Source organism: Spirochaeta thermophila DSM 6192, from assembly GCF_000147075.1.
Lineage (GTDB): Bacteria > Spirochaetota > Spirochaetia > Winmispirales > Winmispiraceae > Winmispira > Winmispira thermophila_A.
Window position 1 is genome coordinate 362,636 of sequence record NC_014484.1, and the last position, 15,041, is coordinate 377,676.

The window sequence follows — 15,041 nt, forward strand, 5'->3', positions numbered from 1 at the left end:
CGTATCTTTGTGGTACATCCGGGGGTGTGTCTATGTATCGACTCGATGATCGTATCGTGGCACTCGCCACGCCGTGGGGTAGGAGCGCCATCGCGGTGATCAGGACCTCCGGTGTCGGATGCCTCGAGGCGCTCGATCCGCTCTTCAGGGGGAGGAAGAGGCCTTCTTCCATGAGAGGCTACTCCCTCGCCCATGGTGCCCTTGTGGATCCCGGGACCGGGGAGATGCTGGACGAGGTGCTCCTCGCGGTGTTCAGGGCGCCTCACAGCTATACGGGGGAGGATGCGGCGGAGATATCCTGTCACGGCAGCCCCGCCGGAGTGGAGCGGATCATGCGGACCTTGCTCGCCCATGGGTTTCGGGCCGCCGAGCCTGGGGAGTTCACCTTGAGGGCCTTCCTCAACGGGAAGGTGGATCTCACCGAGGCGGAGGCGGTGCACGAGGTCGTTTCGGCTCGTACGGCGAACGCGCACACCCTCGCCCTTCACCGGCTGGAGGGGAGGCTCCACGCACGCATCGATGCGATAAAGGAGAAGATCGCTTCCGTAGTGGCCGAGGTGGAGGTGCAACTCGACTACCCGGAAGAGGACGTCGAGCACCCGGTGAGCGCCCACCTCATCCAGGAGGCATTGCACGAGGTGGACGGGTTGCTCGCCACGTATCGGGTGGGAAGGCTCTACCGGGAGGGGGTCCGTGTGGTGCTCGCCGGAAGGACCAACGCGGGAAAGTCCTCGCTCTTCAACCTCTTTATGAGGGAGGACCGGGCCATCGTCTCGGAGGTGCACGGCACCACGCGTGACTACCTCGAAGGATGGATCTCGCTCAAGGGCGTGCCGGTGCTCCTCTACGACACAGCAGGGATCCGCGACGGGGGGGATCCTGTGGAAACGGAGGGGATCCGGCGGACGAGGGAGATCCTCTCCCATGCGGACGCGGTGATCTATCTGGTGGACGGCACCGAGGGCTTCTCCGAGGGGGAGGAAGCGCTCATCGCGGAGTTGGGTGCAGAGCGGCCCTTGATCCCGGTGTGGAACAAGGTGGATGCCTCGGCCGTGCTCCCCCCGCCGGAGGGGTTCATCCCGCTGAGCTGTCGTACGGGTGAGGGCTTTGCCCGGCTCGAGGAGACCCTCCATCGTGTCTTCCCCGAAGCGGAGGGGGGAGGAGCCGAGGTGGTGATCGATTCCGAGCGGCAGAGGGATGCCCTCGTGCGCTGCAGGGACTCCCTCGAGGGGGGGCTCGATGCCCTCTCCCGGGGAGCGCCGCTCGACGCCCTTGCCGTGTACCTCCACGACGCCATGGAGGCCCTCGGAGAGATCACGGGCGAGGTGACCCGCGAGGACATCCTGGAACGGATCTTCTCGTGTTTCTGTGTGGGAAAGTGAGGGATCATGGACGCTGATGTCATCGTCATAGGGGGCGGCCATGCGGGGATAGAGGCCGCCCTGGCGGCGAGCAGGTTGGGGTGCAGCACCGTGCTCATCACGCAGCTCCTGGACACCATCGGGAAGATGTCCTGCAATCCGGCCGTCGGGGGACTCGCCAAGGGGAACATCGTGCGCGAGGTGGATGCCCTGGGCGGCGAGATGGGGAGGCTCATCGACCGGACCATGATCCAGTTCCGTATGCTCAACAGGAGCAGGGGACCGGCGGTCCAGTGCCCCCGGGCGCAGGCGGACAAACAGGCCTATGCGCAGCGTGCCAAGTGGAGCCTCGAGCAGCAGAAGGGGCTCTTCCTCTTCCAGGACACGGTGGTGGACTTCGTGCTCGACGAGGCGGGAAGGGAGATCCGCGGGGTGGTGACCGAACGCGGGAGACGATTCCATGCGAGGAAGGTGGTCCTCACCACAGGGACCTTCATGGAGGCGAAGATCTTCATCGGTGAGTACGAGACGCCGGGGGGAAGGCTCGGCGAGCCGGCCGCGTGTGGACTGGGGGGCGTGCTCCGCCGTCTCGGGTTCACCGTGGGGAGGCTCAAGACGGGAACCCCTGCCCGGGTCCTTCGAAGCTCCCTCGACTTCTCCAAGATGCAGGAACAGCCCGGTGACGAGGAGATCATCCCCTTCTCCTTCTCCCATGACACCCTCGAGGTCCGTCAGGTCCCCTGCTACATCACCTTTACCACGCCCGAGACCCACAGGATCATCAGGGAGAATCTCCATAGGTCGCCCCTCTACGGCGGGAGGATCGTGGGGAGGGGGCCGAGGTACTGCCCTTCCCTCGAGGACAAGGTGGTGCGCTTCCCCGACCGGGACAGGCATCAGGTGTTCGTGGAGCCCGAGGGACTCTCGACCGAGGAGATGTACCTGAATGGCATTTCGTCCTCGCTCCCCGAGGAAGTGCAGGAGGCCTTCATCCACACCATCCCCGGACTGGAGCATGCGGTCATCATGCGCCCCGGGTATGCCGTGGAGTACGACTACGTGGAGCCCACCCAGCTCTATCCCACGTTGGAGACCAAGCGCATCCGGGGACTCTACATCGCAGGTCAGACCAACGGCACCTCGGGGTACGAGGAGGCGGGAGGCCAGGGGCTCGTCGCGGGGATCAACGCTGCACTCGCGTGCAGGGGAGAGCCCCCCCTCGTCCTGGGAAGGGACGAGGCCTACATAGGAGTCCTCATCGACGATCTGGTCACCAAGGGGACGAAGGAGCCCTATCGGATGTTCACCTCGCGCGCCGAGTACCGTCTCGCCCTGCGTCACGACACGGCCGACATCCGTCTCCTGGAGAAGGCCTACAGGATCGGTCTGCAATCCCGCGAGATGTTCGAGCGACTACAGGAGAAGATCCATGTCCTCGATGCGATAAAGGAACTCCTCCGTCAGCGACGGCTCGCCCAGGAAGAGGCCGAGCAGCGGAGGCTCCCCCAGCTCGCCCCCCACGTGGGCAAGCCGCTCTACCAGGTGCTCAAGGATCCCCGTGTCACGCTGGACGATCTGGCCTTCCTCGTACCCGAACTCTCGAAGTATCCCCGTCCGTGGGTGCGGACCGCCGAGATCGACGTGAAGTACGAGGGGTATCTCCTCAGGGAACAGCAGATGGTGGAGAAGTTCAGGAAGATGGAGGACATGAGGATCCCCGACCACTTCGACTACTCGGAGGTGGAGGGCCTTTCCTCCGAGGCGAGGGAGAAGCTCTCGACGATACGCCCCCTCTCCCTGGGACAGGCCTCGCGCATCTCGGGGATCCGGAGTTCCGACATCGCGGTCCTCATGGTGTATCTCTCCCGATCGAGGAAGGCCCGGTGATGCAGGATCCCGCCTCCCTCCTCGACCGCGGGCTCGCCCTCCTCGGCCTCTCGCCCACCCCCTCCCAGCGCGCCGCCCTCCTCTCCTACCTCCACCTCCTCGCGGAGTGGGGTGCACGCATCGATCTGGTCGCCGACCCTTCGCCCGAGGCCCTCGCGGTCCACCTGCTGGACTCCCTCGCTCCCCTCCCCCACCTCCGCGCGCTCCTCTCCTCCCCCCTCGCCGACCTGGGGAGCGGTGCGGGCCTTCCGGGCATCCCTCTCGCCATCATGAACCCCCACCTGGAGGTTCTCCTCGTGGAGGCACGCGGGAAGCGGGCCGTGTTCCTCGAGCACGTCCTCCTCTCCGTCGACCTCGCGCGGTGTACCGTCCTCCACGCCCGCCTCGAGGACCTCCCGCTCCACGTACCCTGTGCCGTTGCGCGCGCCTTTCTCCCCCTCTCGCCCGACACCCTCCCCCTCTACCTCCACCCCCTCTCCCCCGGTGCACACCTCCTCCTCTACAAGGGAAGGCTCGAGACCGCGCAGGAGGAGGCCCGCCTGCTCCGCCCTCATTTCGAGGAGGTGGAAGTCCTTCCCGTTTCGGTCCCGTTCCTCGATGCGCCCCGCAGCCTCATCGCAGCCAGGGGCAGACTCCTCGTGTGACGTCTCATGCTCATACGGGATTGAGTGAGTCCACTTTCCTGAGATAGCCCATGAGGTCCTCTTTCCCCACCAGGTCGATGAGCCTCGCCTCCACGAACCGCTTCGCCTCATCCGAGAACGATCCTGCGCTCACGCAGATGCCCCGGTCCGCCCGCGTCTCCTTGAGCCGGGCGTGGAAGTCCCGCACTGCGAGCTCGCCGGTGGTCCCGGTGGTGCGGACGAAGCGGAAGAGGACCGTATCCTGCCACTGGCTCGTCTCCACCTCGCAGAGCAGGTCCGCATACTCGGAACGTTCTATGCTCATGTTGAGGATCCGTACGTATGCGCCGGGAAAGAAGGCCACCACCAGCTTCCTGCAGAGGGTGAGGAAATCGGGCGGCGAGGCGAGGAGGTAGGTCTGCAGGTTCTGGTTCTGCTGGAGCTCTCCGTACTTCTTGAGGAGGGCCTCCACGTCCTTGTAGTGCGGATTCGTGCGTTGGACGGCCCTCAGGTGTTCCACCGCCTTGCGGATCTCCTTCTGGTGGATGTAGGCCTGTGCAAGCCGGTACTCCATCTCGAGCCTGAGCTGGTTGTCCATACCGCGGTGGCGGACTCCTATCTCGAGGTCCTTGATCGCCCGCTCGTACCTGTGGAGACCCAGGTTGATCAGTCCGGCCCTGAAGCACGCCTGCGGTCCCCACTGTTCATCCACCCTGAGGTGGGTGAAGATGGAGAGGGCCTGTTCCTTCTGGCCCAGGTTCGCGAGACAGTCGGCATAGGCGAAGAGGAGCTCCTTGTCGTCGGGCATCTCGTTGAGGATGGCCCTGATGGAGGGGAGGGCCTCCTTGTATTTCCCGCTCCGGTGGAGGGCGAGGGAGAGGTAACGTCTCGTCTCGGGGTGTTCGGGTTGCTGGGCCGCCGCGGCAGAGAGGAGTTTCACCGCATGCTCGTAGGCCCCCCGCAGGTACTCCAGCGCCCCCATGTGGAAGCGCACCTCGAAGGCCTCCGGCTTGAGGCTGTAGGCCACGGCGAAGGCCTGGTAGGCCTCCTCGTGGCGGCCCAGCCTGAAGGCGCACACCCCTCTTCGCACCTGGACCTCGTACTCGTCGACCTTGGTCCTGTCGGTGACCCCTTCGGCGAGCACCTGGTAGAGCTTCAGCGCCTTCTCCCACTCCTGGTCCTCGAAGTAGGCCTCGGCGAGTACCACGAGGGCCTCGGGATCACGAGGGTTCTGGACGAGCCTTCGCTGGGCCTTCTTGAGGATCGTCTGCCTGTCGCGCCTCTTCTTTCGCTCCGCCTTTTTCTCGGGGTCGGAGAGGACGTAGAGGTTGAAATACACGGTCAGTATCACCAGGCCGACGAGGACGATGGCCGCGGGAAGCAGGAGAGGTAGCGCACCCATGAGACCATTATCATGTCTTACACCCGGTAAGTCAAGGAAATCCCTCACACCTCGGAAGGCGCAGGTGTCGCCGTTCATTTGTAATCCTCCGGATCACCTGTTATACTGTGTGGTATGACACTCTCCGAGGTGGAACAGACCCTCAGGGATCACGGGGTCCCCGATGCCGTGGTCCAGCACATCCTGAAGACCCTGGTGGCGGCGAAACGGACGAAGGACGCCCTCGAGAAACTCAAGGAGGAATATCGCCAGGTGAGGCGTCTGGTGGATCAGAGCCCTGATACAGGGCTCCCCGTGCGGAAGGGGTTGGAACAGGACTTCTCGCGACTCACGGAGGAGGCCTCCCGTGAGGGGAAGAAGCTCGCCCTCTTCCTGATTCGGCTCGACGAGAAGTACGAGCGCATAGAGAACAGCAGGGACAGGAGCAGGGTCCTCCTCTTCAAGACCGCCCGTCGCATAAGGAGGGTGCTCCCCGGACTCTACCAGGGAGACAGGCCGGAGGAGTTCCTGGGAGCGCGGCTCGTGAGCGGGGGCGAGGAGGCGGTGAGCCTGGGCAAGGAGATCTCGGATGTGGTGATGGTGCCCCAGGATCCTCCGGCGGAGGACATCCAGTTCGGCTGCTATGTGGGGATCGTGCTCTTCCCCGATCACGGGGAGGAGTGGCCCGCCCTCTTCGAGATGCTCCACATCGCCGTCGCCGAGGCCATGCGGGAGAAGGAGCGCGCGGTCCTCTACACGGGGGAGATCGGTCGACGGCACTTCGAGGAGGAACTGGTGCTCGAACACATGCGCCGGGTCCTCAGGGATGGGTTCGAGGAGTTCCACCTCGCCTACCAGCCCATCGTGGACAGGTCTCTCTCCATCGTGGGAGCCGAGGCCCTCATACGGTGGGACAATCCCGCATTGGGGAGTGTCTCGCCGGCCCGGTTCATACCCCTCGCGGAGTCCACGGGGGACATTATGGCGATCGGACAATGGGTGCTCTACCGGGCCTGCAAGCAGCTCTCACTCTGGCACGCCCGGGGTTTCAGGGAGCTCTTCATCTCGGTGAATCTCTCGCCGCCGCAGTTCAAGCTTCACGACCTCGCCTTCCGGGTGGCCGGGATCCTCAAGTCCCTCGCCTTCGAAGGCAAGTTTCTCAAGCTGGAGGTCACCGAGGGGGTGCTCATGGATCACCCCGAGGAGGCGGTGGAGAAGATGAACGAGCTTCGGGCCATGGGGGTGAAGTTGTGCATCGATGACTTCGGTACGGGATATTCGTCGCTCGGGTACCTGCGCCGGTTCCCTTTCGATACCCTCAAGATAGACAGGTCGTTCGTCGTGGGGGTGGAGGACGATCCCTCGCTGCAGGGTATCGTCCGGGCCATCATCGGAGTGGCGAGGGCGCTGGGGATCAGCACCCTCGCCGAGGGGGTGGAGAACGAACGGCAGCTCGACTTTCTCATGGCCGAGGGGTGCGAGATGTTCCAGGGGTTCTACTTCGCGAGACCGGTGCCGCCCGAGGACTTCGAGCGGCTTCTCAGGGAAGGGGTCCGCGTCGCTCGGGCTTGACCTCGAGGCCGGGTCCGTGGTGTGGTTAAGGTGATGAGCGTGCGGAGCCCGTGGGTGATCTGTCTCCTCGTGGTGGGTGTTGCAGGGGCGTGGGCACAGGGAGGCCCCGACCCGGTGGGAATGCTTGGCTGGGATCTCGCCCGGGCCTTCGAGGAACTGGGCGTGCCGGAGCGGGTGGAGGCGGTGAGGGGCGAGGAGGCCTGGCAGGACGACGTGGCCTTCGTGTACGGTGAGGGCCTTGTCCTCTTCTTCTGGCGTGAGAGGGTGTGGCAGGTGTTCGTGGGGGAGGGGTACGGGGGTGGAGTGGCGGGGATCGAGGTGGGGATGGCGTGGGAAGAGGCGGAGGCCTCGGTGGAGGGGAGACTCCTCCAGGAGGAGGGGGAGATCGCGGTGTTCGAGCTCCCCGACAGGGGCTTCCCGGTGAGGATGCAGGTGCTGCGGAAAGCGGGGAGGATCGAGGGTGTGTACGTCTATCGGGCGGACTTCTAGCATGGCGTCCGGTCATGGATGACCGGTTGCGATAACATCCGGCGCAAGGAGGCCTGATGAGGGGCGGCGTCTGTCTTTCTCTCACCGGGAGAACGAGGAAAGAGGCGGAGACGCAGCTCGCCCGCTGGCGGGAGGAAGTGGATCTCCTGGAAGTGCGGGCGGATTGCATGGACGAGGGCGAGTGGGAGGGGCTGGGGGAGTGGGCGTCCGGTCTCGGGCTCCCCGCCATCCTCACGCTCAGGTCCGACAGGGACGGTGGGTTCTTCGAGGGCACGGAGGACGTGCACGACGAGGCCCTGGGGGAGCTCATCCGTCAAGGGGGATGGGCGTACGTGGACGTGGAGGCGTGGGCGGCCGACTGGCTGGTGGACGAGGCCCGACGGCGTGGGATGTACGTGATACGATCGCGGCACGTGATGGATGGGGTGCCGGAGGACCTCGAGGACTGGATGGTCGAGACGGTAGGTCAGGGGCTCGTCCCCAAGGCGGCCTGCATGCTCGGGGGCACGGAGGACCTGCTCCGCCTCGTGCGGCTCCACCGGCGCCTCACTGCGAGGGGGCTTCCCCCCGGTTCCTACATCCTCCTCGGCATGGGTCCCTACGGTGTGCCCACACGGATCCTCTCCCTCGCATGGGGGAGTCTCCTCACCTTCACCTCTGATCCGGGGAGGACCGCGGCGCCGGGGCACCTCGACCCCGGCGTCATGGCGGATCTCTACCGGGTGCGGGAACTCTCCGAATCCACGGTGCTCTTCGGCGTGATCGGGAACCCTGTGCTCCATTCCCGTTCTCCTCACCTCCACAACCCCGTGTACAGGAGAGAGGGGATGGATGCGGTGTACCTCCCCATCCAGGTGGACGAGCTCGCGTCGTTCATGGACCTCGCCGACGAGCTTCCCCTCCAGGGCCTTTCGGTGACCATCCCTCACAAGGAGGGGGTGATTCCCTTCTTGACCGTCTGCGACCCCGTGGTCCAGGCGGTGGGTTCGTGCAACACCATGGTGAGGAGGGACGGCGGGTGGTTCGGGACGAGCACGGACGTGGAGGGCTTCCTCAGGCCGCTCCGCGAGGAGATCGCTCGGGGTGGGGATCCCGTGATGAAGGCGGCGGTGGTGCTGGGGGCGGGGGGCGCCGCCCGTGCGGTGGTGTACGGACTCGTCCAGGAAGGGTTCAGGGTCCTCGTCCTCAATCGCACGGAGGAGCGGGCGCGGGTCCTCGCCGGGGAGTTCGGGGTGGACTGGGGGGCCCTTTCCCCGGAGAGTGCGGAGCGCATGAGGGAGTTCAGGGGGCTCATCGTCCAGACCACGAGTGTGGGTATGGAGGGAAAGGAACCGGCCAGCCCTGTCCCGTGGTATCGTTTCGAGGGCGACGAGATCTGCTACGACATCGTCTACACCCCTCGCATCACCCCCTTTCTCGAAGCTGCCCGGCGGGCGGGATGCCGGATCATCACGGGCGACAGGATGCTCGAGGCACAGGCCGAGGAACAGATGAGGCTCTTCGCCGCCCGATACAGGGAGTTGCGGGGGTAGGAGGACGGGGGTTCCCCCCCGCGGCCCGATCTGCTATACTCTTGTTCCTGTTTGAGTCTCGCTATCCCAGGACAAGAGGAGGACGCTCATGGCACGGGTGCTCATCATCGGGGCAGGCGGTGTAGGACGTGTGGCCACGCACAAGTGTGCGCAGTATCCTGAGATCTTCTCCGAGATCATGCTCGCGAGCAGGACGGTCTCGAAGTGCGAGAAGATCGCCAGCGAGATCGAGAGGCCCATTCGCACCGCCCAGGTTGATGCGGACTACCCGGAACAGGTGCAGGCGCTCATCAAGGACTTCAAGCCCGACATCGTGATCAACGTGGCGCTTCCCTATCAGAACATGGCCATCATGGAGGCCTGCCTGCGTGAGGGCGTGCATTACGTGGATACGGCGGCTTACGAACCGAAGGATGAGAAGTCCTTCTCCTACGACTGGCAGCTCAAGGCGTACAAGGAGCCGTACCGAGGGCAGGGGCTCGTGGGCCTTCTTGGCTGCGGGTTCGACCCAGGGGTGACCAACGTGTACGTGGCCTATGCCGCAAAGCACTACTTCGACGAGATACACGAACTCGAGATCGTGGACGTGAATGCCGGTGACCACGGTCTTCCCTTCGCCACCAACTTCAACCCCGAGGTGAACATCAGGGAGATCACCCTCCCGGCCCGCCACTGGGAGGGTGGGGAGTTCAAGGTGACCCCTCCGCTCTCGGAGAAGAGGGACTTCGAGTGTCCGGAAGGACTGGGCACCTATCCGGTCTACCTCATGTACCACGAGGAACTCGAGACCCTGGTGAGGAACTTCCCCACGATCAAGAAGGCCACCTTCTGGATGAAGTTCTCGGACGAGTACCTCCAGACCCTGCGGACCCTCCAGAGGATCGGCATGACGAGCATCGAGCCGGTGGACCTCGGGCCGGTGAAGATCTCCCCTCTCGACTTCCTGAGGAAGGTCCTCCCCGATCCTGCGGAGCTCGGGCCCCGTACCAAGGGGAAGACCTGTATCGGGAACATCATGACCGGTATCAAGGACGGCAAGAAGCGGAGGATCTTCATCTACAATATCTGCGACCACCAGGAGGCCTACAAGGAAACGGGAGCTCAGGCGGTGAGCTATACCGCGGGCGTGCCTCCTGTGCTCGGCGCCGCCCTCGTCCTCGATGGCGCCTGGAAGAAGCCGGGGGTGTACACCCCTGAGGAGTTCGATCCCGATCCCTTCATGGAGAGGATCGGCGAGTACGGCCTTCCCTGGAAGGTGGTGGAGCTGGATCCCGAGGCATGAGAGAGGGGGCATTCCAGGGGTTCGATCCGCAGGCGGTCCCGAGCCCGTGCTTTGTGGTGGACCGCGATGCGGTGGAGGAGAATCTCAAGATCCTCGACAGGGTGCAGAGGGAGGGCGGGGCGCGGGTGCTCCTCGCCCTGAAGGGGTTTGCGATGTGGAGCCTCGCGCCTCTCGTCTCGTCGTACCTCTCCGGTACGTGCGCCTCAGGGGTGTGGGAGGCCCGTCTGGGGAGGGAGTGTTTCGGGGGCATCGTGTCCACCTACGGTCCTGCCTACAAAGAGGACGAGGTGAGGGAGCTTCTCACCCTCACCGATCATCTCATCTTCAACTCCTTCTCCCAGTGGGAGCGGTTTGGCCCCCTCGTCGGGTCGGCTCCCCGCCGGGTGGAGGCGGGGATCAGGGTGAACCCCGAGCGCTCGGGGGCCCCGGCCGCCATCTACGATCCCTCCGGCCCCAACTCACGGCTTGGGGTGGTGCGCAGCCGGTTCAGGCCTGAGCTCCTGGATGGGATCAGCGGGCTCCACTTCCACACCCTCTGTGAACAGAACGTGGACGCCCTGGAGGCGGTGCTCCAGGCCTTTGAAGAGCGGTTTGGCGAGTTTGTGCCCCGCATGAGGTGGGTGAACTGGGGAGGGGGACACCACATCACCCGGCCCGACTATGACGTGGACAGGCTCATCGACCTGGTGAGGGACTTCAGATCCCGCTACGGGGTCGACGTCTATCTGGAGCCCGGTGAAGCCATCGCCCTGGGGACGGGGGTGCTCGTCGCCGAGGTGGTCGATATCGTCGAAAACGGGATGCGGATCGCGGTGCTCGATACCTCGGCGACCACCCACATGCCCGATGTGCTCGAGATGCCCTACCGACCCGAGGTGTGGGGCGCGGGACTCCCCGGCGAGAGGCCGTACACCTACCGCCTCGGTGGCATCTCGTGCCTCGCCGGCGATGTGATAGGGGACTACAGCTTCGACAGGCCCCTCGAGGTGGGCGACCGCCTCGTGTTCGACGACATGGCCCACTACACCATGGTGAAGACCACCACGTTCAACGGTGTGAAGCTCCCCTCGATCGGGATATGGAGTTCGAAGGAGCAGTCCTTCACCCTCGTCCGTTCGTTCGAGTATGAGGAGTTCAAGCGGCGCCTCTCGTAAGACCTCGGCGACGTGTACAGGAGGCCTCATGCGGTATCCCCACTTCCTCCACAGCGAGATCCCCAATGCCTCACCGGAGGAGGCCTTCTTTCACGTGATCCCGGTGCCCTATGAGCGCACCACATCCTTCGGCAAGGGGGCGGCCCGGGGGCCGTCTGCGATCCTCGAGGCCTCCGGCCAGCTCGAGGTGTGGGACGGGCGGGGCATCCCGGCAGAGGTGGGGATCCACACCGGCGGGCCCGTGAAGGCCCGTACCCCTGAGCGGATGGCCCGGGAGGTGGCGGCTCGGATGCGGCCGGTTCTCCGTTCGGGGCGGGTGCCCGTCCTCCTCGGAGGCGAGCACACGGTCTCGGTGGGGGCGTGGGAGGCCCTCAAGGAGGTCTATGGTCCCGGACAGGTCGGGATCGTCCAGATCGACGCCCACGCCGACCTGCGTGACACCTACGAGGGATCCCGCTTCAGTCATGCGTGCGTGATGCGCAGGGCGCTCGACCACGGCTTCAGTATCTTCCAGGCAGGGGTGAGGAGCCTCTCTCCCGGGGAGGTGGCGCTCCGGAGAGAGTTGGCGGGGAGGCAGGTGTTCTGGAAGGACGCTCCAGAACTGAGAAGGACCGGTGCGCCCCTCGCGCTTCCTCCCGACTTCCCTTCGAACGTATACCTCACCATCGACGTGGATGGGTTCGATCCTTCGGTGGTGTGGGAGACCGGTACCCCTGAGCCGGGCGGCCTCTTCTGGTACGAGGTGCTCGACTTCATCGAGCGGGTGGCCGAGGCCCACACCGTCGTGGGCTTCGACGTGGTCGAGCTGGCCCCTGCGAAGGGGAGTCACGTGGGCGCCTTCGTGGCCGCGCGCCTGGTCTACCAGGTGATGGGGATCGTCTTCCGGCATCCGCCCCGGCGGTAGGCCGGTGCGGTTTGCTTTATCGGCCGGGATTCAGTACAATATGGGGAAAGAGCGCGGAGGGTTCCTTGATGGTGCACATCGAGAGAAAGACCTTGAGCGACCTGGTCCTCGCAGCAGCGAGGGAGTACGCGGAGCGGCCGGCCTTCGACCTGTTCTGGAACGGGCGCATCGAGGAGCCGGTGACGTACGCCCAGCTGGGTGCGAGGAGCGCGGGGGTGGCCTCTGTGCTCCGTGACCTGGGCGTCGGGCCGGGGGACCGGGTGATGATCCTCGCCGAGAACAGGCCGGGCTGGCCTGTGGCCTATTTTGGTATCTCCTTGGCAGGCGGGATATCCGTGCCGGTGCTCCTCGACTTCTCCACCGACCAGGTGAGGGAGGTGGCCTCCCACGCAGGGGTACGCGTGGTGTGTGCCACGGAGCGGTCACTCGAGAAGCTGCGTGAGGCAGGCCTCCTCGAGGGTGATCTCCCCGTGCTCCTCATCGACAGGATGGACGATGCCGGCCTCGAAGTCCTCGAAGGAGGAGACCGGAAACACAGGGAGTACGCGCCAGACTTCACTCCGGTCTTCCCCGATCCGGATGAGACCGCTTCCCTCATTTACACCTCGGGCACCACGGGGCACAGTAAGGGTGTGATGCTCTCCCACGCCAGCCTGATCTTCGAGGTGGAGGCCTCTCGTTCCATCTTCAAGGTGTATCCCAGGGACAGGTTCTTCTCGGTCCTTCCTCTCGCTCACACCTACGAGTGTACCATCGGGATGCTCATCGCCACGGCGAGCGGGGCGCGTACCACCTATCTCGGAAGGCCACCCACGGCGAGCGTCCTCCTCCCCGCCTTGCGTGAGGTGCGTCCCACGGTGATGCTCACCGTGCCTCTCATCATAGAGAAGATCTACCGCACCAAGGTGAAACCATCCCTCGAGTCCCATCCCCTCTATCGGTTTCCCCTCACCCGTCCGCTCGCGACGAAGATCGCAGGCCGGAAACTCCTGGCCTCCCTTGGCGGGGCGATCCGGTTCTTCGGGATCGGGGGGGCGGCGCTCGCCCCGGATGTGGAGGCGTTCCTGAAGGCCTCGGGCTTCCCCTATGCCATAGGCTATGGGCTCACCGAGACCGCCCCGCTGGTGGCAGGTTCCTCGGTGGGCAAGACGGTGCTCCGGTCCACCGGACCTGCCCTCAAAGGGGTGGAGGTGAGGATCGTGGATCAAGAGGGGAGGGTCGTGGGGGGCGTGGGGGCGCCGAGGGATGCCCGGCCCGGTGCTGAAGGAGAGATCCAGGTCCGGGGTCCCAACGTGATGAAGGGCTACTATCGCGATCCGGAGCGGACCAGAGAGGCCTTCACCGAGGACGGGTGGTTCAGGACCGGGGATCTGGGGGCCATGGACCGCAAGGGCCGGCTCTTCATCAAGGGGAGGCTCAAGTCGGTGATCGTGGGGCCTTCCGGGGAGAACATCTACCCCGAGGAGATCGAGTCGCTCCTCAACCTCTCCGACTATGTGGAAGAATCCCTGGTGTACGAGGGCGAGAAGGGAGAACTCGTGGCCCTCATCGTGTTGAGCGAGAGGGCGAAGACCCTCTACGCCGCGCTCGAAGACGGGATAAAGGAGGCTGGGAGGGCGGCCCAGGAGGGGGTGCACGAGGTGACGAGGGAGGTGGGTGAGCTTGTCCAACAGGTGGCTTCGGCTGCAAAGGAAGGGACGGAGCAGGTGAGGAAAGGAGTGGAGGACGTGGTGAAGGAGCTGGTCGCGATGGTGAACCGCCGGCTGCCGGGGTTTTCCCGCATACGGAAGGTCGAGATCCGGGAGGAGCCGCTCGAGAAGACGGCCACCCACAAGATCCGCCGTTTCCTCTATACCAGGCAGCGGGACGGGAACGGCAGGCAGACGGGCTAGGAATCTGTCGAAATCGATATATCGAAAGTGATACAGCATGAGCGGTCTCCCTGCATCCCATCTTCCGGGGAGGAGAGGTGCGTGTCTCAAGTCCTTCCCTGTAAGGATGTTATGTCGAGGAGTCGATTTCGTCTTCTCCGGTCGATATGGTACGGTATTTGCTAGTCTTCCTTGGAAGACTACGACGTGTGGAGGTAAGACATGAAAAGGGTTGTGTTCTCTCTGCTCCTCTTGTGCCTGGCTTCTTCGGTGATTACCGCCGAAGCGTGGGGGGGGGTCGGGTACGTGATGGCCTCAGGTGTGATGGAGGGGCTTCCCGGTGACACGCTTCCCCTCAATGGTACCTTGAGCGCACATGGGTACGATGAGCTCTCGCCGTTCACGTTCGGTATGGGGGGAGGTGGCGGTGCTTTTCTCGGCAGCGTGTATATCGGGGGATGGGGTGGTGGTGAGGGGTTCTTTGCCGAGAGCAAAGGGCCTGATGGGAAGCTCCTCAGTCGGACGAGCGGTTATGGGGGGCTGGAGGTCGGCGTGCCGCTCAGCCTTGGTCAGGTGATCTTCATGCCGGTGGGAACGGTGGGTGCAGGAGGAACTGAGATCGAGCTCATCGATCCTCCGGGCGGTTCGGCCTCGTTCGATGATCTGCTCGATGATCCCAGGGTAGGGGTACGGCTCACCTCTTCCGAGATCAGGGTAGGGGTAGGTCTTCAGTTCCTGTGGATGCCCGGTGTGGCAGGGTTTCTCGTAAAGGCCTACTACTTCTACGTGCCGTACCAGAGTTGGAGCATCATGGGGCCGGGTGAGTACACCTATCCGGTGGAGGGCGTGCCCTCCTCCTCTCCTCACCGGTTCTTCCTCGGGGTAGGGGTGGGCTTCGGTGGCGTGTTCTCGGAGAGGGGGAAGGTGAACGACCGGGGCTGGGCGGAGTGGGAGGAGGAGTAGCACGCACGGCGGTGTGGTATAG

12 protein-coding genes are annotated in these 15,041 nt (G+C 64.6%); 11 read left to right on the top strand and 1 reads right to left on the bottom strand.

Annotation, left to right across the window (positions count from 1 at the left end; all coding sequences use genetic code 11):
- Window positions 1-32 precede the first annotated feature (32 nt).
- Genes mnmE through STHERM_RS01470 form a run of 3 tightly spaced genes read left to right on the top strand, consistent with a single transcriptional unit; the run spans window position 33 to window position 3,892 of the window.
- Complete coding sequence (gene mnmE, locus STHERM_RS01460) at window positions 33-1,382, top strand: tRNA uridine-5-carboxymethylaminomethyl(34) synthesis GTPase MnmE (RefSeq protein ID WP_013313105.1); 1,350 nt, start codon at window positions 33-35, stop codon at window positions 1,380-1,382.
- 6 nt (window positions 1,383-1,388) lie between these two features.
- On the top strand, window positions 1,389-3,248 hold the full coding sequence (gene mnmG, locus STHERM_RS01465; protein WP_013313106.1) for a tRNA uridine-5-carboxymethylaminomethyl(34) synthesis enzyme MnmG: 1,860 nt from the start codon (window positions 1,389-1,391) through the stop codon (window positions 3,246-3,248).
- On the top strand, window positions 3,248-3,892 hold the full coding sequence (locus tag STHERM_RS01470; RefSeq protein ID WP_013313107.1) for a 16S rRNA (guanine(527)-N(7))-methyltransferase RsmG: 645 nt from the start codon (window positions 3,248-3,250) through the stop codon (window positions 3,890-3,892). The genes mnmG and STHERM_RS01470 overlap by 1 nt, the downstream gene beginning before the upstream one ends.
- Before the next feature lie 10 nt (window positions 3,893-3,902).
- Here the strand turns inward: STHERM_RS01470 and STHERM_RS01475 are convergent, their stop codons facing one another.
- Window positions 3,903-5,273, bottom strand: a complete 1,371-nt coding sequence (locus STHERM_RS01475; RefSeq protein ID WP_041623139.1) for a tetratricopeptide repeat protein — start codon at window positions 5,271-5,273, stop codon at window positions 3,903-3,905.
- Between the two features lie 114 nt (window positions 5,274-5,387).
- Here STHERM_RS01475 and STHERM_RS01480 point away from each other — a divergent pair, with 114 nt between their 5' ends.
- From STHERM_RS01480 to STHERM_RS01515, 8 genes are all read left to right on the top strand, one after another.
- Entirely contained in the window at window positions 5,388-6,824 is a 1,437-nt protein-coding gene (locus tag STHERM_RS01480) for a putative bifunctional diguanylate cyclase/phosphodiesterase (protein WP_013313109.1), read from the top strand.
- A gap of 21 nt (window positions 6,825-6,845) precedes the next feature.
- Window positions 6,846-7,313 (top strand): hypothetical protein, encoded by a 468-nt coding sequence (locus STHERM_RS01485; RefSeq protein ID WP_013313110.1) that lies wholly within the window; start codon window positions 6,846-6,848, stop codon window positions 7,311-7,313.
- A gap of 56 nt (window positions 7,314-7,369) precedes the next feature.
- Window positions 7,370-8,845 carry a type I 3-dehydroquinate dehydratase gene (locus tag STHERM_RS01490; protein ID WP_013313111.1) on the top strand — a complete coding sequence of 492 codons (1,476 nt, stop codon included), beginning with the start codon at window positions 7,370-7,372 and terminating at the stop codon, window positions 8,843-8,845.
- An 88-nt stretch (window positions 8,846-8,933) separates the two neighbouring features.
- Window positions 8,934-10,127 (top strand): saccharopine dehydrogenase family protein, encoded by a 1,194-nt coding sequence (locus STHERM_RS01495; protein ID WP_013313112.1) that lies wholly within the window; start codon window positions 8,934-8,936, stop codon window positions 10,125-10,127.
- The gene (nspC, locus tag STHERM_RS01500) at window positions 10,124-11,281 is read left to right on the top strand and encodes a carboxynorspermidine decarboxylase (protein WP_013313113.1); all 1,158 of its coding nucleotides are present in this window, start codon (window positions 10,124-10,126) and stop codon (window positions 11,279-11,281) included. The genes STHERM_RS01495 and nspC overlap by 4 nt, the downstream gene beginning before the upstream one ends.
- 28 nt (window positions 11,282-11,309) lie before the next feature.
- Complete coding sequence (speB, locus tag STHERM_RS01505; RefSeq protein WP_013313114.1) at window positions 11,310-12,185, top strand: agmatinase; 876 nt, start codon at window positions 11,310-11,312, stop codon at window positions 12,183-12,185.
- A 68-nt stretch (window positions 12,186-12,253) separates the two neighbouring features.
- Entirely contained in the window at window positions 12,254-14,077 is a 1,824-nt protein-coding gene (locus tag STHERM_RS01510; protein WP_013313115.1) for an AMP-binding protein, read from the top strand.
- A 201-nt stretch (window positions 14,078-14,278) separates the two neighbouring features.
- Window positions 14,279-15,019 (top strand): hypothetical protein, encoded by a 741-nt coding sequence (locus tag STHERM_RS01515; RefSeq protein ID WP_013313116.1) that lies wholly within the window; start codon window positions 14,279-14,281, stop codon window positions 15,017-15,019.
- Window positions 15,020-15,041 lie beyond the last annotated feature (22 nt).